22 protein-coding genes are annotated in these 20,441 nt (G+C 57.2%); 18 read left to right on the forward strand and 4 right to left on the reverse strand.

Annotated elements, in window-relative coordinates:
* Positions 1-248 precede the first annotated feature (248 nt).
* Positions 249-1,202, forward strand: coding sequence for a nickel/cobalt transporter (locus ACOTYH_RS19775; RefSeq protein WP_421637872.1), 954 nt, complete (start codon positions 249-251; stop codon positions 1,200-1,202).
* A gap of 33 nt (positions 1,203-1,235) precedes the next feature.
* On the opposite strand, the gene proP is transcribed toward ACOTYH_RS19775, so the two are convergent.
* Positions 1,236-2,738: a glycine betaine/L-proline transporter ProP gene (gene proP / locus ACOTYH_RS19780; RefSeq protein WP_015570231.1), complete on the reverse strand. Its 1,503-nt coding sequence runs from the start codon at positions 2,736-2,738 to the stop codon at positions 1,236-1,238.
* 646 nt (positions 2,739-3,384) lie between these two features.
* Between proP and kdgT the strand changes: the two genes are divergently transcribed.
* A complete protein-coding gene (gene kdgT, locus ACOTYH_RS19785) occupies positions 3,385-4,377 on the forward strand; it encodes a 2-keto-3-deoxygluconate transporter (protein ID WP_017694692.1) in 993 nt (330 codons plus the stop codon).
* Between the two features lie 33 nt (positions 4,378-4,410).
* On the opposite strand, the gene ACOTYH_RS19790 is transcribed toward kdgT, so the two are convergent.
* Complete coding sequence (locus ACOTYH_RS19790) at positions 4,411-5,289, reverse strand: diguanylate cyclase regulator RdcB family protein (protein ID WP_023295782.1); 879 nt, start codon at positions 5,287-5,289, stop codon at positions 4,411-4,413.
* Positions 5,286-7,640: a clamp-binding protein CrfC gene (crfC, locus tag ACOTYH_RS19795; RefSeq protein ID WP_368536742.1), complete on the reverse strand. Its 2,355-nt coding sequence runs from the start codon at positions 7,638-7,640 to the stop codon at positions 5,286-5,288. Before crfC ends, ACOTYH_RS19790 begins: the two co-directional genes overlap by 4 nt.
* A gap of 591 nt (positions 7,641-8,231) precedes the next feature.
* On the opposite strand from crfC, the gene ACOTYH_RS19800 reads away from it, so the two are divergent.
* From ACOTYH_RS19800 to phnP, 16 genes are all read left to right on the forward strand, one after another.
* Positions 8,232-8,567, forward strand: coding sequence for a zinc ribbon domain-containing protein YjdM (locus ACOTYH_RS19800; protein ID WP_003860206.1), 336 nt, complete (start codon positions 8,232-8,234; stop codon positions 8,565-8,567).
* An 80-nt stretch (positions 8,568-8,647) separates the two neighbouring features.
* Positions 8,648-9,085 (forward strand): VOC family metalloprotein YjdN, encoded by a 438-nt coding sequence (gene yjdN, locus ACOTYH_RS19805; RefSeq protein ID WP_039271992.1) that lies wholly within the window; start codon positions 8,648-8,650, stop codon positions 9,083-9,085.
* A 136-nt stretch (positions 9,086-9,221) separates the two neighbouring features.
* The gene (phnC, locus tag ACOTYH_RS19810) at positions 9,222-10,010 is read left to right on the forward strand and encodes a phosphonate ABC transporter ATP-binding protein (protein WP_003860210.1); all 789 of its coding nucleotides are present in this window, start codon (positions 9,222-9,224) and stop codon (positions 10,008-10,010) included.
* Positions 10,011-10,033: 23 nt separating this feature from the next.
* Positions 10,034-11,050, forward strand: a complete 1,017-nt coding sequence (gene phnD / locus ACOTYH_RS19815) for a phosphonate ABC transporter substrate-binding protein (RefSeq protein ID WP_032652248.1) — start codon at positions 10,034-10,036, stop codon at positions 11,048-11,050.
* A gap of 117 nt (positions 11,051-11,167) precedes the next feature.
* Entirely contained in the window at positions 11,168-11,947 is a 780-nt protein-coding gene (phnE, locus tag ACOTYH_RS19820) for a phosphonate ABC transporter, permease protein PhnE (RefSeq protein WP_023302942.1), read from the forward strand.
* 20 nt (positions 11,948-11,967) lie between these two features.
* Complete coding sequence (phnF, locus tag ACOTYH_RS19825) at positions 11,968-12,693, forward strand: phosphonate metabolism transcriptional regulator PhnF (protein ID WP_006810434.1); 726 nt, start codon at positions 11,968-11,970, stop codon at positions 12,691-12,693.
* Complete coding sequence (gene phnG, locus ACOTYH_RS19830) at positions 12,694-13,146, forward strand: phosphonate C-P lyase system protein PhnG (RefSeq protein WP_017694700.1); 453 nt, start codon at positions 12,694-12,696, stop codon at positions 13,144-13,146.
* Positions 13,143-13,727, forward strand: a complete 585-nt coding sequence (gene phnH / locus ACOTYH_RS19835; protein WP_003860219.1) for a phosphonate C-P lyase system protein PhnH — start codon at positions 13,143-13,145, stop codon at positions 13,725-13,727. Before phnG ends, phnH begins: the two co-directional genes overlap by 4 nt.
* The gene (locus ACOTYH_RS19840; protein WP_015570222.1) at positions 13,727-14,791 is read left to right on the forward strand and encodes a carbon-phosphorus lyase complex subunit PhnI; all 1,065 of its coding nucleotides are present in this window, start codon (positions 13,727-13,729) and stop codon (positions 14,789-14,791) included. The genes phnH and ACOTYH_RS19840 overlap by 1 nt, the downstream gene beginning before the upstream one ends.
* On the forward strand, positions 14,784-15,629 hold the full coding sequence (phnJ, locus tag ACOTYH_RS19845; RefSeq protein WP_006810438.1) for an alpha-D-ribose 1-methylphosphonate 5-phosphate C-P-lyase PhnJ: 846 nt from the start codon (positions 14,784-14,786) through the stop codon (positions 15,627-15,629). Before ACOTYH_RS19840 ends, phnJ begins: the two co-directional genes overlap by 8 nt.
* Positions 15,626-16,381: a phosphonate C-P lyase system protein PhnK gene (phnK, locus tag ACOTYH_RS19850; RefSeq protein ID WP_015570221.1), complete on the forward strand. Its 756-nt coding sequence runs from the start codon at positions 15,626-15,628 to the stop codon at positions 16,379-16,381. The genes phnJ and phnK overlap by 4 nt, the downstream gene beginning before the upstream one ends.
* Before the next feature lie 107 nt (positions 16,382-16,488).
* A complete protein-coding gene (gene phnL / locus ACOTYH_RS19855) occupies positions 16,489-17,169 on the forward strand; it encodes a phosphonate C-P lyase system protein PhnL (protein ID WP_015570220.1) in 681 nt (226 codons plus the stop codon).
* Positions 17,166-18,302, forward strand: a complete 1,137-nt coding sequence (gene phnM, locus ACOTYH_RS19860) for an alpha-D-ribose 1-methylphosphonate 5-triphosphate diphosphatase (protein WP_015570219.1) — start codon at positions 17,166-17,168, stop codon at positions 18,300-18,302. Before phnL ends, phnM begins: the two co-directional genes overlap by 4 nt.
* Positions 18,299-18,850, forward strand: a complete 552-nt coding sequence (phnN, locus tag ACOTYH_RS19865; protein ID WP_032104477.1) for a ribose 1,5-bisphosphokinase — start codon at positions 18,299-18,301, stop codon at positions 18,848-18,850. Before phnM ends, phnN begins: the two co-directional genes overlap by 4 nt.
* A complete protein-coding gene (gene phnO, locus ACOTYH_RS19870; RefSeq protein WP_128772142.1) occupies positions 18,843-19,277 on the forward strand; it encodes an aminoalkylphosphonate N-acetyltransferase in 435 nt (144 codons plus the stop codon). Before phnN ends, phnO begins: the two co-directional genes overlap by 8 nt.
* A gap of 9 nt (positions 19,278-19,286) precedes the next feature.
* A complete protein-coding gene (gene phnP / locus ACOTYH_RS19875) occupies positions 19,287-20,045 on the forward strand; it encodes a phosphonate metabolism protein PhnP (RefSeq protein ID WP_332945757.1) in 759 nt (252 codons plus the stop codon).
* 54 nt (positions 20,046-20,099) lie between these two features.
* Here phnP and yjdP read toward each other — a convergent pair whose 3' ends face one another.
* Positions 20,100-20,423, reverse strand: coding sequence for a DDRRRQL repeat protein YjdP (gene yjdP / locus ACOTYH_RS19880; protein WP_017382647.1), 324 nt, complete (start codon positions 20,421-20,423; stop codon positions 20,100-20,102).
* Positions 20,424-20,441 lie beyond the last annotated feature (18 nt).

Below are 20,441 nucleotides of genomic sequence, written 5' to 3' on the forward strand. Positions count from 1 at the left end.
TTCAACCGACCGGGTTATCTGTGAAGTGATTCACATCCGCCGTGTCGATGGAGGCGCATTATAGGGAGTTCCCGAGCGACCGCAACAGAAAAGTTGCAAAAAAATGACTGACTGCTGTATTCCCCAGCAAAACCCCGCCTTATACCTTTTTACGCACAGACTTATCCACAATCTATTGACGATCCCGGTGTGATCCAACGATTTGAACACTATACTAGCGGCAAATATTTCTCTCGCGGGCCAACCTCATGACGACACAACGACTTCAACGTGACTGGCGTATCCCAACTGCCGGGCTCGCCATGCTGGTGTTACTTATGGCAGGTTTTGCACTGCATACGCACTGGAATGCTTTTATTCAGTGGTGCCTCGCCACCCAGATCACCCTGCACCGATATCTGGTGATGTATCTGCTGCAACTTAATAATCATCAGTACAGCGGTGGGCTATGGTTGTTAACCGGTGCGTTTCTTTATGGTGTACTCCATGCCGTTGGACCTGGGCACGGCAAATTTATCGTTACCACGTATCTCACCACCAATAAAGAGAGCCAGCTCGCGGCGCGCGTCGTACCGTTTATCGGTAGCATGATGCAGGGCGTCAGCGCGATCGTCTTTGTCTTTATCCTGGCGGTTGGATTGAACCTCGCGTCAGGAGATATCAGCACCAGCCGTTGGTACGTCGAGAAAATCAGCGCCGTGCTGATTGCCGTCTTCGGTGCGTTTATCATTTATCAGGCGCTCAGCAGCCTGCGTCCGCGCAAAATGGCGATTAGCGCCATCAAGCCGCTTCACCAGCATAATGAACGCTGTGGCTGCGGCCATCACGGCGTAGGGGTGGATCTGACTAAAAGCGACTGGAAAACCCGTCTGGGCGTGGTGCTGGCCATTGGCGCACGCCCGTGCAGCGGGGCAATTATGATCCTGATGTTCTCGAATGCGCTCGGTATTATTAGCTGGGGGATTGCTGCTGTGATGACAATGTCGCTGGGCACGGCGCTGTCGATTATGGGGCTGTCGCTGGCAGTACGTTACGCGCGTGAACGCACAGTAGCCTGGTTTGGCGGCGGCACGTCCCTGAACTGGGTAATGCCGATGGTCAAAATTGCCGGAGGGATTGTTCTGATGCTGTTCGCGACGATCCTGTTCCTGACGGTGATCCCCGTCAGCGCCGGCGGCGACTATATTGCCGCAGGATGCTAATAAAAGAAAACCCGCCAGCGGCGGGTTTTTTTATCACTCGTTAATTCGCGGATGCTGATCGACAAGGCGAGAGCGTTTTGTCTGGAGCGCCTCAATCTCTGCGTCAATATCTTCAATCTTCTGCTCTACATTATCGTAGTGCTCACGCAGGATCTCTTTCGCTTCCTGAATATCAGACGCCGCAGGCGTTGCCCCTTTCAACGGACGATTCGCCGTCTCCTTCATGGTAATACCGGTAATCAGGCCGATCACCGCAATGACCATCAGATAGTAAGCAGGCATCATCAGGTTCTGCGTGCTCTCTACCAGTGAAGCAGCAAGCGTCGGCGTCAGGCCCGCAATCAGAACGGAGATATTAAAGGCTGCCGCCAGCGCACTGTAGCGAATATGCGTCGGGAACATTGCCGGCAGCGTAGAAGCCATCACCCCGATGAAGCAGTTGAGGATCACCGCCAGCATCAGCAGACCGGCGAAAATCAGCCCCAGCACATTGCTGTTAATCAGAATAAAGGCCGGGATTGCCAGTGCGAACAGGGCGACGCTGCCGAGAATAATGAATGGCTTACGGCCAAAGCGGTCGCTCAGCAGACCCATAATCGGCTGCACAAACAGCATACCCACCATGATGGCGATAATAATCAGCACACCGTGGTCTTCCGAGTAGTGCAGGTTATGCGACAGGTAGCTCGGCATGTAGGTCAACAGCATGTAATAGGTCACGTTGGTGGAAATCACCAGACCAATACAGGTCAGCAGGCTGCGCCAGTGTTTGGTCGCAATCTCCTTGAACGACACTTTCGGGCCATCCTGTAACCCTTCACGGTCACCCTGCTCCAGCTTTTCAACGTGCTGCTGGAACGCAGGCGTCTCTTCCAGGGCGTGACGCAGATAAAGCCCAATGATGCCCAGCGGCAGCGCCAGGAAGAACGGAATACGCCAGCCCCAGTCAAGGAAGTTCTCTTCACCCACTACAGTTGAGATCAGAACCACAACCCCCGCGCCCATGACAAAACCGGCAATCGAACCAAAGTCCAGCCAGCTGCCCATAAAGCCACGTTTACGGTCCGGAGAATATTCAGCGACAAAAATCGATGCGCCGGTATATTCGCCACCAACGGAGAAGCCCTGCGCCATCTTACAGATCAACAGCAGAATCGGCGCCCATATACCAATAGTTGCATACGACGGAATAAGGCCGATACAGAATGTACTTATCGACATGATGACAATGGTAATAGCCAGGATCTTCTGGCGACCATATTTATCACCCAGCATGCCGAAGAAAAGGCCACCGAGAGGACGAATCAGGAAGGGAACGGAGAACGTACCCAGCGCAGCAATCATCTGCAAGCTGGGATCGGCACCAGGGAAGAACACTTTACCAAGTGCATAGGCCACAAAGCCGTAAACACCAAAATCGAACCACTCCATCGCATTACCGAGCGAGGCCGCTGTAATCGCTTTGCGCAGTTTCGCGTCATCAATAATGGTGACATCGCGCAGCGTGATGGGTTTTACTTTTTTCCTTCTAAGCATAGCTTTCCTCGTAGACTCAGCCCTGTCCGTTTCACAGCGCATTTTGCAAGCTGTGAACCAGAGACCCGCTCCATGCGAATCTCCTTATTCAAGCGTAGCAGGTTTACTTACATTGACGTTTTACCTCAATACAACCGAACCTGTTGACGCCTGTCTGGGCAGTTAAAGACCTTTTTACCCTACCAGCGTTTATATATGTGATCAACTTCACACATATTTTTCCTGTTCGTAAGCTGCCTTCAGCTTTTGTCAATTCACGATAAATAAGGTCATTCTAAACCCCCTTATCAAACAGATCTTAACGCCCGTTATTATTCCTCCCCAAACAAAATGCAAGCACATTTCTTCACAGCGAATTTACACAAAATTCAATTATTAACAGTGGGCAACCCTGTTTACATTCAATATGTGACGAAGATAACTAAAACAGCGTTTTATTTTCGTTGAATCACAATTCCAAAGATCGCATGATAAATCCGAACACGATATCCCAGCAGCTTTCAAATGAAGGAATGCTGAACACCTGAATTTCGCTCTACAGCATAAATAACGAATCGATTGGCCCCAAAAAAGGCAATCGTTTGAATTTGTTGATCTATTTTTTGAGCTTTCCGCCAGCCATGCGGACGAGATGTGAGGGTTAATGATGAAGATTAAAGCAACAATAGAACGCATCCCGGGCGGGATGATGCTGGTCCCGCTGGTACTTGGCGCGATATTAAATACGCTAGCCCCGAATACCGGTGCTTATTTTGGCGGTTTTACAAAAGGTATGATTACCGGAACGGTACCGATTCTGGCAGTCTGGTTCTTTTGCATCGGCGCATCAATTAACTTGCGTGCAACAGGTACGGTATTACGTAAATCAGGGACGCTGGTCATTACTAAAATTGCGGTCGCCTGGGTTGTTGCCATGATCTGTGCAATGTTCATTCCGGAGAATGGAATTCAGACCGGCTTCTTCGCCGGATTATCCGTTCTGGCCATAGTCTCAGCAATGGATATGACCAACGGCGGTCTCTATGCCAGCCTGATGAATCAATATGGCACCAAAGAAGAATCGGGCGCGTTCGTGCTGATGTCCCTGGAGTCGGGTCCGCTGATGACGATGTTGATTCTGGGTTCTGCCGGCCTTGCCTCTTTTGAACCACACCATTTTGTCGGGGCGATCCTGCCGTTCCTGATTGGTTTTGCGCTGGGCAACCTCGATCACGATCTGCGTGATTTCTTCAGCAAAGCCACCCCGGTACTGATCCCGTTCTTCGGCTTCGCGTTGGGCAATACCATCAACCTGAACGTGATTCTGGAAACCGGCCTGCTGGGCATTGTGCTGGGTGTTGCCGTCATCGTCATCACGGGTATTCCACTGATTATTGCAGACCGCGTCATCGGGGGCGGCAACGGAACCGCGGGCGTGGCCGCCTCTTCGGCCGCAGGCGCTGCGGTAGCCAACCCGGTGATTATCGCCCAGATTAACCCGGCCTTTGAACCCGTGGCCGCTTCCGCCACGGCTCTGGTTGCCGCCAGCGTGATTGTGACGGCAATTCTGGTCCCTGTCATCACGGCACTGTATGCCAGACGCTTTGGGCATGTGCCTGAGTCCCAAACAGAACCTGAAGCGGTAGAAATGCACCACTAACCCTTTCGCCCCCTCCTTAAAAAGAGGGGGCAATCACGTACCAAATATCTCTTCCACCATGCCATCCACCAGCCGTTTTGCCGAACAGAGTCTCGGCATCCCCAGCGCGACCGTTTGCCAGCTCTGCGTCACTGACCAGCTCACCGGATGTTTATCCGCCTGACACCAGTCCCCCAGCCAGCCCAGCATATCTTTATAATCAATCAGACCGGGAGAAGCGGGCGTCGTCAGCCACTGATGGTAAAAATGCCGGGTGGTGGGAGAAGCATTAATTCCCTGTGCCAGATAGTTTGCGGCCATGCTGCGCAAATTATCTTTCAGCATGGCCGCCACATCGCTATTCGCCAGACGACAGGCATCGCCAAACGCCCCCCAGCGCAACTCTTCCAGCACGATAAAACAGCGGCCAGCCAGCGACCAGCCGTCATACTGCCCGGCTCGCCAGCGGGTAAAAATTTGCTCGCTGTGCTCACCCGCCTGAACCGTCAGGCCGCGCTGCGCGAGCGCTTTCTCTTTATAGGCGGCACGCTGGTTGAAATGTGCGGAGAGCTCCTCGTACTGTTGCAACAATCCGGGCGGTTGAGGGAGGCGTGGATTCACCTGCTGGCGCAGGGCTACCAGCCTGTCGGACATACGGGTCAGCGCAAGGTGTCCGGGGTCGAGCATACCGGCCAGTTTCTCCGCCAGACCCAGCCGCAGCGCTGCATTTTCGTTGAGCATTCCCGCCATTGCCCACGGCCGCAGCCGGGTCTGCGTAATGATCTCCTGCGTCAAACGCTCACGAAATTGCAGTTGCTGTGGCCCCAGGAGGGAGTGACGTGCAGCATCCGCCCCCTGGACCAAATCGACCATAAATTTTGGATGAATACACTCCAGCGTCCGCCCGGGACCGTCCAGTAGCTGTGTTGTCATGGTTGCTCTGCCGCGAATAAGGTTTGAATATCATCGCGTAACAGTCGGGTATCTTCCTGAATCCACGCCGCAGTAGTCATACTTTGCTTCAACAACTGGCTAAGCGCCCGGGTTGAATGTTCATTCTGCTGCCGCACGGCAAGGCTATCACGCAAGCTTTCCTGTAACCCGGTCAGGCACAACGAAAACTCTGCAAAGAACGTTGCCATACCTGCCGTAACAGAGACATCGACCTGCGCGGCCAAAGCTTTACGTATTTGATCGCAAAACTGATCGATATGTTGCGTAAATTTGCCATGAAGCTGAACGATGTCGATGACATAGCGTGTGCGCGTCACGACATACTCTTCCCAGCCCCAGCCGGGATTATTGAGCCAGCGCGAGACGGTATTACGTACGCTGCCTGCCCCTGCTGGCTGACTGGCGGGAGGGGTGTCCTGCACAATGGCATCATTAAATAAGCCGCGCGTATTGAAATTAAGCTGGTTTGCCTGAAACGCCGGGAAGCTAATCCGCGCCCGAAATCCGGCATGACTGAGCTGCTCCTTAATTCGCGTCTCGATGGGTCGCATCGCCTCATTCAACGATCGGGCGAGCGTAGACTCCAGCTGATCGAAGCGTAACGCCAGCTCCCGGCCAATTCTGCTCTGCGCATTCAGCATAATCTGCTCGCATGACGCTCGGATTTTGCTCAGGACAATCTGCGCCTGCCCTTCATCGTCAAGCACCAGCTGCTGGATCGCATCCGCGTCGTCTGCACGCAAACTGGATGGCTCGCGCCCTGCTAAATCAAGAATAGACGGGCGGCTAAAAATGTCGCCCAGCGCCTGGTGAAGTTCCCCTTTCTGGCGAAGCAGGAATGCATCCGTTGCGTTAAGCGCCTCTTCAACTTCATGCTGGACCTCATCGCTCACCACGCTCTGCCGCTGACGCAGCATCGTCATATCCTCTTCCAGGCGCGCAATATTCAGCTCCAGCTCATCAAAAGCGACCGTCAGTCCCTGATGGCGAAAATCCAGGTATTCTCTGGCATTTTGCGCATAGTTCAGCAGCTTATGCGATGCCGACCGCAAAGCGAACAGCGAGGCGTTGGCGTAAGCCGCGTAAATCAGTTTGCGGATGGGCTGTTCGAACAGCGAATCCTCCCACAGCAGATCCGCCGCATGGCGAATATGGTCAATATCGTCCAGGTCGGCCGTTCGCCAGCGGCGGCCCAGCGCGGCCTCGGCAAAATCCTGTACCCAACGCTGATCCTGATGATCGGGAAGGCGCCCATGAACGTTCATCTCATAGCGGGCGCGGTTTGCCAGATAGGCCCACATGGAAGAGACCGGATAAATTTGCCCCGGAGAAATATTTCCTTTCATCAGCGTGCCGGAAATCATCGCCCGCACCTGCTCTTCATCGTCGCTGTTACGATCTTTCTGATCGAATTTGTTGACCAGGGCGTAAAGCGGCACGGATTTGCCGGCAGCCGAAATTGCCTGACGAACCTCCGCATCAGAAATAGATTTAAGCTGTGTATAGTCCATCACCGCCAGCACGGCGGAGGCGCGCGCCAGCTGCTCGCTGAGCATTTTTTGCAGGTGCGGCTGACCGGCCTCGTTCGGCCCCGGCGTGTCTAGCAGCGTCAGTTGCCCCAGGTGCGCATCCAGACCGGCGAGATGCACAAACTCCACCTCAATCACCGGAATATGTTCTATCGCGGCATACTCAGAGAACGGAAACTCCACGCCCAGCGCCTGAGACAGCCGCACCAGATCGTTCAGGCTTTTCAGACAATGAAAGATGGGCTCCGCGCCCAGGTGATGTTTTTCAAACGCCTCACCTCTTTCTATGCGCTCCAGCAGCGTATTCATGTCCTTGTCGATTTCCAGACGCCGCGCCAGCTTGCCGCGATCTTTATCGCACAGTTTTTTCTGCAACTGGGTAATCAGGGTATCGATGGGCGAAACGTGCAAAAAATGCAGCACCGGCTCCTTCTGGCCCGGCGTATGGCGGATCAGCGTGGGAAGTGCCGTCATCGGACGATTGCGGTTCGGCAGCACTTCCGTGCCCACAATCGCATTAATGGTGGTCGATTTTCCCGCTTTCATGGTACCCACAATCGCCAGCACCATTTCGAGGCGGGTTATTTTGCGTAATTCGTTATTCAGCATCGCCTGCTGAGCGTCGACACCCCGTGCGCTAAAATGTAACGGCAAAACGTTGTTATTAACGCCGCTCATCGTAGCGGCTGTGCTATCCAGCTTTGCAATCGGCATAGATTTTAATGAATCAAGATTGTTCAGAGCGAGCTGTAACAATCGTTCAGCTTCCTGGCTTAATTCAAATATGGTCTGTGTGTGCATGATAAAAGCCTTTCCTTAACGCAAATTTATTACTTTTATTAAGCCACGATGTTTTAATTATACTTTTCAGGCTTATATGATCACGTATGGAAAACATGTTCATTTAATACAACTAACTGAAGATAATGAGAATTTAAAAACCACCCTCGTAATACGTGTAAAACATCCCCTGGCCAGAAAGCCAAAAGTGAATAGACAAAACGCATTTTCAGGAAACATCAGGATATATCATCGTTATTTACCCACCAAAAAAGAGAGGTATTCCCTGGCGCCAAAAGATGTATGGCGTCAGAAGAGGATAGATAAATAACGGCTTGTTCCTTCACCTTATCCGAAATGGCACAGCGTAGCAATTTGCTGTAATAAAATATTCGATACATTTAGCATGATTACGATCTCTGCCGTTCAGGGCTTAAGCTTCCCTTAATTCACTGACAGTTCGTGTCATCGCTTGCGCATTTATGCGCTATTTTTATAAAACAATATCACCGACAAAAGTGGGGATTTGCGTTATACTCGCTGCCTTTTTCGGCACACTGCCGTCATTTAGCTGGCGTTTTCCAGCGTGTTAACACTTTTGAGGATACCAACATGCAACTTCCACACTGCCCGAAATGCAATTCTGAATACACCTATGAAGACAATGGCATGTTCGTTTGCCCGGAATGCGCCCATGAATGGAACGATGCGGAGCCTGCACAGGACAGCGATGCGCTGATCGTGAAAGACGCGAACGGCAACCTGCTGGCAGACGGCGACAGCGTTACCGTTGTGAAAGATCTGAAGGTAAAAGGCAGTTCCTCCATGCTGAAGATCGGCACTAAAGTCAAAAATATCCGTCTGGTTGAAGGCGATCATAATATCGACTGCAAAATTGACGGCTTCGGTCCGATGAAACTGAAATCTGAGTTCGTGAAAAAGAACTGATTGTCCCGCCCGGTGACGCTTCGCTTACCGGGCGTTCGGGAACTACACTTAACGGGCTTTTCTTACGTGAGGTAAAGATTATGCCGTTAAGTCCCTACATCTCTTTCGCCGGCAACTGTGCGGAGGCGACCGCCTTCTATCAGCAGGCCGTCGGCGCAGAACTCCTCTACAAAATCACCTTCGGCGAAATGCCCAAAGACGAAAACAGCGAAGAAGGCTGTCCGTCAGGCATGAACTTCCCGGATACCGCCATCGCCCACTCTAATGTCCGCATTGCCGGCAGCGATATCATGATGAGCGATGGTCTGCCACCCGGTAGCAGCACGCAGTACGCCGGATTTACGCTGGTGCTCGACACGCAGGACGTGGATGAAGGCAAACGCTGGTTCGACAACCTCTCTGATGGCGGCAATGTCGAAATGGCCTGGCAGGAGACTTTCTGGGCGCACGGATTCGGGAAAGTCACCGACAAATACGGCGTGCCGTGGATGATTAACGTCGTTAAGCAGCAGCACTAATTTTCGGGCGGTGGGCAGTCTGCCTCCGCCTGTCATCAAACTCCCCTCAACTCTTCAAACTCCCGCAACCAACACTTAACCTGAATGTCATATTGATGCGCCAGCATGAGGCCACATTTATCGTGAGGCCCGGCACATGCAAACTGTCATTCGCGTCGAGAAACTGAGCAAAACCTTCCATCACAACAAGGCGCTGCATGCCGTTGATCTGACCGTCCAGCAGGGCGAAATGGTGGCGCTGTTGGGGCCGTCTGGTTCAGGTAAATCAACCCTTCTTCGTCACTTGAGCGGCCTGATTACCTGTGACAAAACGCCGGAAAGCCGCGTCGAACTGTTGGGGAACACCGTGCAACATGCGGGGCGTCTGGCGAGCGATATTCGCAAAAGCCGCGCTCAGACGGGCTATATCTTTCAGCAGTTCAACCTGGTGAACCGCCTGACCGTGCTCGAGAACGTGCTGATTGGCGCGCTCGGCAGCACCCCGTTCTGGCGCACCTGCCTGCGCTGGTTCTCCCCATCCCAGAAGCAAGAAGCCTTACAGGCGCTGACCCGCGTCGGCATGGCGCATTTCGCCCACCAGCGCGTCTCCACGCTCTCCGGCGGACAGCAGCAGCGCGTCGCCATCGCCCGCGCCCTGATGCAGAAAGCCAAAATCATTCTGGCCGATGAACCTATCGCCTCGCTGGACCCGGAATCGGCCCGCATCGTGATGGAAACCCTGCGCGACATCAATCAGAACGACGGTATCACCGTGGTGGTGACGCTGCACCAGGTGGATTACGCCCTGCGCTACTGCGAGCGCATCGTCGCCCTGCGTCAGGGCCATGTGTTCTTCGATGGCGCAAGCCACCAGTTTGATAACGAACGTTTTGATCATCTCTACCGCAGCGTAAACCGCGTCGAAGAGCGCGCGCAGGCTGCTTAACGTCCCCATAACGAGGAATGGACATGAACTACAAAGCCGTTGCCGCGCTGGCCTTCACCAGCATGTTCAGCATCAGCACCCTGCTAAGCCCTGCTTACGCTGAGGAACAGGAAAAAGCGCTGAACTTTGGCATCATTTCAACGGAATCACAGCAAAACCTGAAGCCGCAGTGGGAACCGTTCCTGAAAGATATGGAAACCAAACTGGGGATCAAAGTAAACGCCTTCTTCGCCCCGGACTACGCGGGCATCATTCAGGGAATGCGCTTCAACAAAGTCGACATCGCCTGGTATGGCAACCTCTCTGCTATGGAAGCGGTAGATCGCGCGAACGGCCAGGTCTTCGCCCAGACCGTTGCGGCAGACGGCTCCCCGGGCTACTGGAGCGTGCTCATCGTTAACAAAGACAGCCCGATCAACAATCTCAACGACATGCTCGCCAAACGCAAAGAGCTGACCTTTGGTAACGGCGACCCGAACTCCACTTCCGGCTTCCTCGTCCCTGGCTACTACGTCTTCGCGAAAAACAACGTCTCCGCCAGCGACTTTAAGCGCACGGTCAACGCCAGCCACGAAACCAACGCCCTGGCCGTGGCGAATAAGCAGGTTGACGTCGCCACCAACAACACTGAAAACCTCGACAAGCTGAAGACCTCCGCGCCGGACAAGCTCAAGGAAATCAAGGTGATCTGGAAATCGCCGCTGATCCCGGGCGACCCGATCGTGTGGCGCAAAAACCTCTCCGAGAGCACCAAGGACAAGGTCTACGACTTCTTTATGAACTACGGCAAAACGCCGGAAGAGAAAGCGGTTCTGGCGCGTCTGGGCTGGGCGCCGTTCCGCGCGTCCAGCGATTTGCAGCTGGTGCCGATTCGCCAGCTGGCGCTGTTCAAGCAGATGCAGGGCGTGAAGGATAACAAGGGTCTGAAGGAAGAAGAGAAGACCAGCAAAGTGTCGGAAATTCAGGCGCAGCTGGACGATCTCGACCGCCTGACCGCCGCGCTCGGTGCCATGACCAGCGTGAATAAAGCGGTGCAGTAACGCCTTTCTCCCTCTCCCTGTGGGAGAGGGCCGGGGTGAGGGCATCAACACGCACATTCCCCCCTCACCCTAACCCTCTCCCTCAAGGGAGAGGGGACTAAACCCAAAGGAGCCAACATGCAAACCATCACCCTCCCGCCGCCAAAGCGCAGCTGGTTCTCGCTCATAAGCTGGGCCGTTCTGCTGGCGGTGCTCGTTATCTCCTGGAAGGGCGCGGAGATGGATCCGCTGCTGCTCTTCAGAGACTCGGGCAACATGGCGACCTTCGCCGCCGACTTCTTCCCGCCGGACTTCAGCCAGTGGCAGGACTACCTCGGTGAAATGGCGATCACCCTGCAAATTGCCGTCTGGGGCACCGCCCTCGCCGTGATCCTCTCCATTCCGTTTGGCCTGATGAGCGCCGAAAACATCGTGCCGTGGTGGGTTTACCAGCCGATGCGTCGCCTGATGGACGCCTGCCGCGCCATCAACGAAATGGTCTTTGCGATGCTGTTCGTGGTCGCCGTCGGCCTGGGTCCGTTCGCGGGCGTGATGGCGCTGTTCATCCACACCACCGGCGTGCTCTCCAAGCTGCTCTCCGAAGCGGTTGAAGCCATCGAGCCCGGCCCGGTGGAAGGCATCCGCGCAACCGGAGCGAACAAAATCGAAGAGATCCTGTACGGCGTCCTGCCGCAGGTGATGCCGCTGCTCATCTCCTACTCCCTGTACCGCTTCGAGTCCAACGTTCGCTCCGCCACCGTGGTCGGCATGGTGGGCGCAGGCGGCATTGGCGTCACCCTGTGGGAAGCCATTCGTGGTTTCCAGTTCCAGCAAACCTGCGCCCTGATGGTGCTCATCATCGTCACCGTCAGCCTGCTGGATTTCCTCTCTCAACGTTTGCGTAAGCACTTCATCTGAGAAGCGAGGCTTTGATTTGTATGCACTTATCCAGACATCCGACCAGTTACCCCACCCGCTGGCAAGAGATTGCGGCAAAGCTCGAAGTGGAGCTGCGCACGCACTACCGCTGCGGAGACTACCTGCCCGCCGAGCAGCAGCTTGCCGACCGCTACGAAGTGAATCGCCACACCCTGCGTCGCGCCATCGATCAACTGGTGGAGCGCGGCTGGGTCCAGCGCCGTCAGGGCGTCGGCGTGCTGGTGCTGATGCGTCCGTTCGACTACCCGCTCAATGCCCAGGCGCGTTTTAGCCAGAACCTGCTCGATCAGGGCAGCCACCCCACCAGCGAAAAGCTGCTGTCAGTCCTGCGCCCCGCCTCCCGCCACGTGGCGGACGCGCTGGGGATTCAGGAGGGCGACAACGTCGTTCACCTGCGCACGTTGCGCCGGGTGAACGGCGTGGCGGTCTGTCAGATCGACCACTACTTCGCGGACCTCACCCTCTGGCCCGTGCTGCAACATTTCGCCAGCGGTTCCCTGCATGATTTTCTTCAGGACGCGACGGGTATCGCGCTCAAACGCACCCAGACGCGCATCAGCGCCCGCCGCGCGCAGGCGAAAGAGAGCAAGGTGCTGGAGATCCCCAACATGGCCCCGCTGCTCTGCGTGCGCACCCTCAACCACCGTGACGGCGACGTCAACGCAACGGAATACTCCGTCAGCCTGACCCGCGCCGACATGATTGAATTTACCATGGAGCACTGAATGCACTTCGACACCTCCACTCGTCAGCGCTGGATGCGCGTGCTGGCCCACAGCCAGCCTGATGCGCTGGCTGCCCGCATGAGCGCGCTCGGCCTGACGCCGGACTACGACACGATCCGCGCGCCGGAGATCGGCCTGGTGCAGATCCAGGCACGCATGGGCGGCACCGGCGAGCGCTTCTTCGCCGGCGATGCCACCCTCACCCGCGCGGTGATCCGCCTGAAAAGCGGCACGCTGGGCTACGGCTACGTACTTGGGCGCGACAAAACGCACGCCGAGCGCTGCGCAGCGATCGACGCGCTTTTACAGGAACAGCCGCATTTTCAGACGTTAATGGAAACCCTTATTGCCCCGCTGGAAGCCGACCGCGCCGCACGCCTTGCCGCGCGTCAGGCCGAAGTGAATACCAGCCGGGTCGACTTCTTTACGCTCGTTCGCGGAGACAACGCATGACGCTTCAACCTGCTTTTACCCTGGCCGTCCAGGATGCCCAACAGAGTTTCCGTCGCCTGCTGAAAGCAATGAGCGAGCCGGGCGTCATTGTCTCGCTGCACCAGCTCTCCCAGGGCTGGCTGCCGCTGAACCTCGCCTCGACCAGCGTGCTGCTGACGCTGGCGGACAACGACACCCCGGTATGGCTGTCAGGCGCATTGCTGAACGATATCGCCAGCCAGAACCTGCGCTTTCACACCAACGCGCCGCTGGTCGAGCAGCCCCAGCAGGCGGTCTTCGCCGTGGCCGACGAGCAAATCAGCCACGAACAGCTTAACGCCCTGAGCGAAGGCAGCGCCGTCGCACCAGAAACCAGCGCTACGCTGATTTTGCAGGTCTCCAGCCTGAGCGGTGGCCGCATGCTGCGCCTGACGGGTGCAGGGATTGCCGATGAGCGGATGGTCGCCCCCCAGCTGCCGGAGTGCATCATTCATGAGCTGACCGAGCGCCCGCATCCGTTCCCGCTCGGTATCGACCTGATCCTGACCTGCGGCGAGCGCCTGCTGGCGATCCCGAGAACCACTCACGTGGAGGTGTGCTGATGTACGTTGCCGTCAAAGGGGGCGAGAAGGCGATCGCCGCCGCCCATGCCTTGCAGGCGCACAGACGCCGGGGGGATGACGCCCTTCCCGAGCTGAGCGTCGCCCAGATTGAACAGCAGTTAAACCTGGCCGTCGACCGCGTGATGACCGAAGGCGGCATCGCGGACCGCGAACTGGCGGCGCTGGCGCTGAAACAGGCCAGCGGCGATAACGTGGAAGCCATCTTCCTGCTGCGCGCTTACCGCACTACGCTTGCGAAGCTGGCGGTTAGCGAGCCGGTGAATACGGCGGAAATGCGATTAGAGCGCCGTATTTCTGCGGTGTACAAAGATATTCCTGGCGGCCAGCTGCTTGGTCCGACCTACGACTACACCCATCGCCTGCTGGACTTCACTCTGCTGGCGAACGGTGAAACACCGCAGCTCAGCGTCTCTGACGCTGAACAAGACGCCTCCCCGCACGTCTTTAGCCTGCTGGCAAACCAGGGGCTGGCGAAGGCGGAAGAGGACACCGGCAGCACACCGGATGACATCACCCGCACGCCGCCGGTCTATCCCTGTTCGCGCTCGTCCCGCCTGCAACAGCTGATGCGCGGTGACGAAGGGTATCTGCTGGCGCTGGCCTACTCCACGCAGCGCGGCTACGGGCGCAACCACCCGTTCGCGGCAGAGATCCGCAGCGGTTATATCGACATTGAAATCGTGCCGGAAGAGCTGGGTTTTGCGGTGAACATCGGCGAACTGCTGATGACCGAGTGCGAAATGGTCAACGGTTTTGTCGCGCCAGAGAATGAAGATCCGCACTTTACCCGCGGCTACGGGCTGGTGTATGGCCTGAGCGAGCGCAAGGCGATGGCGATGGCGCTGGTTGACCGTGCGCTCCAGGCGCCGGACTACGGCGAGCATATTGCAGGCCCGGCACAGGACGAAGAGTTCGTGCTGGCCCACGCGGATAACGTTGAGGCCGCCGGCTTTGTCTCGCACCTCAAGCTGCCGCACTACGTCGATTTCCAGGCCGAACTGGAACTGCTGAAACGCCTGCAACGGGAGCGCGCCAATGGCTAACTTAAGCGGCTACAACTTTGCCTATCTGGACGAACAAACTAAACGCATGATCCGCCGCGCCATCCTGAAGGCAGTGGCGATCCCCGGCTACCAGGTGCCATTCGGCGGCCGCGAAATGCCAATGCCCTACGGCTGGGGCACCGGCGGTATTCAGATCACCGCCAGCGTGATCGGCGAAGCGGACGTGCTTAAGGTCATTGACCAGGGGGCAGACGACACCACCAACGCCGTGTCGATCCGCAACTTCTTTAAGCGCGTAACGGGCGTTAATACTACCGAAAAAACCGAAGACGCGACGCTGATCCAGACCCGTCACCGCATTCCGGAGACCCCGCTGACTGAAGATCAGATTTTGATTTTCCAGGTGCCGATCCCGGAGCCGCTGCGTTTTATTGAGCCGCGGGAAACCGAAACCCGCACCATGCACGCCCTGGAAGAGTACGGGATCATGCAGGTCAAACTGTATGAGGACATCGCCCGCTTCGGCCATATCGCCACCACCTACGCCTACCCGGTGAAGGTGAACGGCCGCTACGTGATGGACCCGTCGCCGATCCCGAAATTCGATAACCCGAAGATGGACATGATGCCCGCCCTGCAACTTTTTGGCGCCGGACGTGAAAAACGCATCTACGCCGTACCGCCGTACACCCGTGTGGAGAGCCTGGATTTTGACGATCACCCGTTTACGGTGCAGGAGTGGGACGAGCCGTGCGCCATCTGCGGTTCGAAGCATAGCTATCTGGATGAAGTGGTGCTGGACGACACGGGCAAACGGATGTTTGTCTGCTCCGACACCGATTACTGCCGCCAACAGAGCGAGGCGAACAGCCAATGAAACCGCTGCTTTCGGTTAATAACCTGACTCACCTTTATGCGCCGGGCAAAGGCTTTAGCGACGTGTCGTTTGAGCTGTGGCCGGGCGAAGTGCTGGGCATTGTCGGCGAGTCCGGCTCCGGTAAAACCACCCTGCTGAAGTCCATCTCCGCGCGCCTGACGCCGCAGAATGGCGACATTTTGTATGAGGGCGTGTCGCTGTATGGCATGAGTGAAGCCGATCGCCGCCGCCTGCTGCGCACCGAGTGGGGCGTGGTGCACCAGCACCCGATGGATGGCCTGCGCCGCCAGGTGTCGGCGGGGGGCAACATCGGCGAACGGCTGATGGCCACCGGCGCGCGCCACTACGGCAACATCCGCGCCACGGCGCAGCACTGGCTGGAAGAGGTTGAAATTCCCGCCTCGCGCATCGACGACCTGCCGACCACCTTCTCCGGCGGCATGCAGCAGCGTTTACAGATTGCCCGCAATCTCGTCACCCATCCGAAGCTGGTGTTTATGGATGAACCGACCGGCGGGCTGGACGTCTCTGTGCAGGCTCGCCTGCTCGACCTGCTGCGCGGCCTGGTGGTGGAGCTAAACCTGGCGGTGGTGATTGTCACCCACGATTTAGGCGTCGCGCGCCTGCTGGCGGACCGCTTGCTGGTGATGAAGCAGGGTCAGGTGGTGGAAAGTGGGTTAACCGACCGCGTGCTCGACGATCCCCATCATCCGTATACCCAGCTGCTGGTGTCGTCCGTATTGCAGAACTGAGGGCGCGGTTGCCGGGTGGCGCTGCGCTTACCCGGCCTACGAACACCGCACCTTGTAGGCCGGGTAAGGCGAAGCCGCCACCCGGCAAAACGAATCGCGAGGCCAAAATGATCCACGTTGAAAATGTCAGTAAAACCTTTGTGCTCCACCAGCAAAACGGCGTCCGCCTGCCGGTACTGCAAAATGCCTCGTTAGAGGTCAGCAACGGCGAATGCGTGGTGCTGCATGGCCATTCCGGCAGCGGAAAATCCACCCTGCTGCGCTCCCTGTATGCCAACTACCTGCCGGACGAAGGCCATATTCATATTCGCCATAACAATGAATGGGTCGATCTGGTTCAGGCTCCCGCGCGCAAAGTGCTGGAAGTGCGCCGCTCGACGATCGGCTGGGTCAGCCAGTTCCTGCGAGTGATCCCGCGGATCTCCGCCCTGGACGTGGTCATGCAACCCCTGCTGGATCTCGGCGTGCCGCGCGAAACCTGCGCCGCTAAAGCCGCCAGCCTGCTGACGCGCCTCAACGTACCGGAGCGTCTGTGGCACCTCGCCCCGTCGACCTTTTCCGGCGGCGAGCAGCAGCGCGTCAACATCGCCCGCGGCTTTATCGTCGATTACCCGATTTTGCTCCTGGATGAACCCACCGCCTCGCTCGACAGTAAGAACAGCGCAGCGGTGATGGAACTGATCGAACAGGCCAAAGCGCGCGGCGCGGCGATCGTCGGGATCTTCCACGACGACGCCGTACGCCAACGCGTGGCGGACAGACTGCACCCGATGGGGACAAACGTATGATTATTAATAATGTCAGGCTGGTGCTGGAAAATGAGGTCGTGAACGGCTCGGTTGAGGTGCGGGACGGTGTCATCCGCGCCTTTGCCGAAACCCGGAGCCGCACTCCTGAAGCGATGGACGGCGAAGGCGGCTGGCTGCTGCCGGGGCTGATTGAGCTGCATACCGATAATCTCGATAAATTCTTCACCCCGCGCCCAAAGGTGGACTGGCCTGCTCATTCAGCGATGAGCAGCCACGACGCGCTGATGGTCGCCAGCGGCATCACCACGGTGCTGGACGCGGTGGCGATTGGCGACGTGCGCGACGGCGGCGATCGCCTGGAGAACCTGGAGAAGATGATCAACGCCGTGGAGGAGACGCAAAAGCGCGGCCTCAACCGCGCCGAGCACCGCCTGCACCTGCGCTGCGAGCTGCCGCACCACACCACCCTGCCGCTGTTTGAGAAGCTGGTGGGCCGCGAGCCGGTCTCGCTGGTTTCCCTGATGGATCACTCGCCGGGGCAGCGCCAGTTCGCCAACATTGAAAAGTATCGCGAATACTATCAGGGCAAATATTCGCTCAACGACGCGGAGATGGCGCGCTACGAAGAAGAGCAGCTCCAGCTTGCGGCCCAGTGGTCGCAGCCGAATCGCCTCTCCATTGCCGCGATGTGCCGGGACCGGAATATTGCCCTGGCCAGCCATGACGACGCCACGCACGATCACGTGCGCGAATCCCACCAGCTTGGCAGCGTGATAGCTGAATTTCCCACCACGTTTGAAGCGGCAGAGGCATCGCGTAAGCACGGCATGAACGTCCTGATGGGCGCGCCAAATATCGTGCGCGGCGGATCGCACTCCGGCAACGTGGCGGCAAGCAGGCTCGCCTCGCTCGGCCTGCTGGATATCCTCTCCTCTGACTATTACCCCGCCAGCCTGCTGGACGCGGCCTTCCGCGTCGCGGACGACGAGAACAACAGCTTCACGCTGCCACAGGCGATTCGCCTGGTGACGAAAAACCCGGCCAGCGCGCTTAATCTTCACGATCGCGGTGAAATTGCCGAGGGGAAACGGGCCGATCTGGTGCTCGCCCACCGTAAGGGCGAGCACATTCATATCGACCACGTCTGGCGTCAGGGAAAAAGGGTATTCTGATGGGAAGACTCATCTGGTTAATGGGCCCGTCCGGCTCCGGGAAGGACAGCCTGCTGTCGGCGTTACGGCAGCGGGAACATTCACAGCTGCTGGTGGCGCACCGCTATATCACGCGCGATGCCAACGCCGGAAGCGAGAACCATATCGCCCTGAGCGAGCAGGAGTTTTTTACCCGCGCCGGACAAAACCTGCTGGCGCTGAGCTGGCATGCCAACGGTTACTACTATGGCGTCGGTATTGAGATTGACCTCTGGCTGCATGCGGGGTTCGACGTGCTGGTTAACGGCTCGCGGGCGCATCTCCCGCAGGCTCGCGCCCGGTACGAAGCGGCGCTGCTCCCGGTCTGTTTGCAGGTTTCCCCGGACGTTCTGCGTAGCCGGCTGCAAAAGCGGGGGCGCGAAAACGCGCGCGAGATCGACCAGCGGCTGGAACGGGCGGCGCGCTACACCCCGTCGGGTTGCCATCTCCTCAATAACGACGGAAGTTTGCTACAGTCAGTCGAGACCTTGCTATCGCTTATTCGCCAGAAGGAGAAACAGCATGCCTGACTGCCAGCTTCGCCCCGCCACCGCCGACGATGCGCCGATCGTTTACGCGCTGATCTGCGAACTTAAGCAGGCCGAGTTCGATCATCAGACGTTTCACGCCGGGTATCTGGCCAACTTGCAGGATCACAATATGCGTTACCAGCTGGCCGAGCTGGACGGGCAGATCATCGGTATGATCGGCCTGCATATGCAGTTTCACCTGCATCACGCCCGCTGGATCGGCGAGATCCAGGAGCTGGTGGTGATGCCGCAGGCGCGCGGATTAAAAGTGGGCAGCCAGCTGCTGGCCTGGGCAGAGGACGTCGCGCGACAGGCAGGCGCCGAGCTGACCGAGCTTTCCACCAGCGTGAAGCGCGTGGACGCGCACCGTTTTTATGTTCGTGAAGGATATACGCAAAGCCATTTCCGCTTCACCAAACCGCTGTAGAGGTGCGTTATGAGTCTGACGATCACGCTGACAGGAACCGGAGGGGCGCAGCTGGTGCCGGTGTTTGGCTGCGACTGCGCGGCGTGCCGACGGGCGCGTTTACAGGAAAATTATCGCCGTCGCCCCTGTAGCGCGGCGGTGAAATTCAACGAATCGGTCACCTTGCTGGACGCGGGTATTCCACACCTGATGGACGACTGGCCCGCGGGGAGTTTCAGGCAGATTTTGCTTACCCATTATCATATGGATCACGTTCAGGGGCTTTTTCCTCTGCGCTGGGGCGTGGGAGCGACCATTCCGGTTTACGGTCCGCCGGACGACGCAGGCTGTGACGACCTGTTCAAGCATCCGGGCCTTCTCGATTTCAGCCACACGGTGGAGCCGTTTGTGATGTTTGAACTTCAGGGCTTGCGGGTCACGCCGCTGCCGCTCAACCATTCAAAACTCACGTTTGGCTATCTGCTGGAGTCCGCCCACAGCCGCGTGGCGTGGCTTTCTGATACCGCCGGGCTACCGGATAAAACGGTGACGTTTCTGCTAAACAATCAGCCGCAGGCGATGATTATCGACTGTAGCCATGAACCGCGCCCGGAAACGCCGCGCAACCATTGTGATTTGAATACGGTGATTGCGCTGAACGGGGTGATTGGCTGTCCGCAGGTGATCCTGACGCATATCAGCCATCAGTTTGACGTGTGGATGATGAATAACCCGCTGCCGTCCGGCATTGAAGCGGGGTATGACGGGATGGTGCTGGTACTGGATTAGGTTTTGCCGGGTGGCGGCTGCGCCTTACCCGGCCTGTGCGTTGCAATACCGGCGTTACCACCGATCGTAATCATCCTCTAACCGGCGCTCATCCTCTTCTAACCGACGCCGATCGTCATCCAGCTGCCGCTGACGCTCGTCTAAACGCTGGCGTCGATCTTCTAACTGTCGACGACGATCGTCGTACTGGCGGCTGTCGGTTTGACGGCTGCGATCGTAACGATCGTCGTCGTCATCATTACGGCTGCTGCCGGGGTTATAGGCGTCGTTGATCGCCTGCTGAATATTGCCAATGGCATCATCAATCACATCGGCATGCGCCAGTTGGCTGGTTAAAGTCAGCAGACCCAATAACAGAGCGGTAGAGTAACGTTTCATAAGGCCAGACTCGCAGGT

The organism is Enterobacter cloacae complex sp. SHL001, assembly GCF_049236825.1.
Classification (GTDB): domain Bacteria; phylum Pseudomonadota; class Gammaproteobacteria; order Enterobacterales; family Enterobacteriaceae; genus Enterobacter; species Enterobacter hormaechei_C.

What these genes read in the sequence shown, in the direction of transcription:
- phnF (WP_006810434.1), top strand. Translation starts at nt 11,968, where the DNA reads ATGCACTTATCCAGACATCCGACCAGTTACCCCACCCGCTGGCAAGAG.
- kdgT (WP_017694692.1), top strand. Translation starts at nt 3,385, where the DNA reads ATGAAGATTAAAGCAACAATAGAACGCATCCCGGGCGGGATGATGCTG.
- ACOTYH_RS19800 (WP_003860206.1), top strand. Translation starts at nt 8,232, where the DNA reads ATGCAACTTCCACACTGCCCGAAATGCAATTCTGAATACACCTATGAA.
- ACOTYH_RS19775 (WP_421637872.1), top strand. Translation starts at nt 249, where the DNA reads ATGACGACACAACGACTTCAACGTGACTGGCGTATCCCAACTGCCGGG.
- ACOTYH_RS19790 (WP_023295782.1), bottom strand. Translation starts at nt 5,289, where the DNA reads ATGACAACACAGCTACTGGACGGTCCCGGGCGGACGCTGGAGTGTATT.
- phnM (WP_015570219.1), top strand. Translation starts at nt 17,166, where the DNA reads ATGATTATTAATAATGTCAGGCTGGTGCTGGAAAATGAGGTCGTGAAC.
- yjdN (WP_039271992.1), top strand. Translation starts at nt 8,648, where the DNA reads ATGCCGTTAAGTCCCTACATCTCTTTCGCCGGCAACTGTGCGGAGGCG.
- proP (WP_015570231.1), bottom strand. Translation starts at nt 2,738, where the DNA reads ATGCTTAGAAGGAAAAAAGTAAAACCCATCACGCTGCGCGATGTCACC.
- ACOTYH_RS19840 (WP_015570222.1), top strand. Translation starts at nt 13,727, where the DNA reads ATGTACGTTGCCGTCAAAGGGGGCGAGAAGGCGATCGCCGCCGCCCAT.
- phnK (WP_015570221.1), top strand. Translation starts at nt 15,626, where the DNA reads ATGAAACCGCTGCTTTCGGTTAATAACCTGACTCACCTTTATGCGCCG.
- phnG (WP_017694700.1), top strand. Translation starts at nt 12,694, where the DNA reads ATGCACTTCGACACCTCCACTCGTCAGCGCTGGATGCGCGTGCTGGCC.
- phnD (WP_032652248.1), top strand. Translation starts at nt 10,034, where the DNA reads ATGAACTACAAAGCCGTTGCCGCGCTGGCCTTCACCAGCATGTTCAGC.
- phnH (WP_003860219.1), top strand. Translation starts at nt 13,143, where the DNA reads ATGACGCTTCAACCTGCTTTTACCCTGGCCGTCCAGGATGCCCAACAG.
- yjdP (WP_017382647.1), bottom strand. Translation starts at nt 20,423, where the DNA reads ATGAAACGTTACTCTACCGCTCTGTTATTGGGTCTGCTGACTTTAACC.
- phnP (WP_332945757.1), top strand. Translation starts at nt 19,287, where the DNA reads ATGAGTCTGACGATCACGCTGACAGGAACCGGAGGGGCGCAGCTGGTG.
- crfC (WP_368536742.1), bottom strand. Translation starts at nt 7,640, where the DNA reads ATGCACACACAGACCATATTTGAATTAAGCCAGGAAGCTGAACGATTG.
- phnE (WP_023302942.1), top strand. Translation starts at nt 11,168, where the DNA reads ATGCAAACCATCACCCTCCCGCCGCCAAAGCGCAGCTGGTTCTCGCTC.
- phnL (WP_015570220.1), top strand. Translation starts at nt 16,489, where the DNA reads ATGATCCACGTTGAAAATGTCAGTAAAACCTTTGTGCTCCACCAGCAA.
- phnO (WP_128772142.1), top strand. Translation starts at nt 18,843, where the DNA reads ATGCCTGACTGCCAGCTTCGCCCCGCCACCGCCGACGATGCGCCGATC.
- phnC (WP_003860210.1), top strand. Translation starts at nt 9,222, where the DNA reads ATGCAAACTGTCATTCGCGTCGAGAAACTGAGCAAAACCTTCCATCAC.
- phnJ (WP_006810438.1), top strand. Translation starts at nt 14,784, where the DNA reads ATGGCTAACTTAAGCGGCTACAACTTTGCCTATCTGGACGAACAAACT.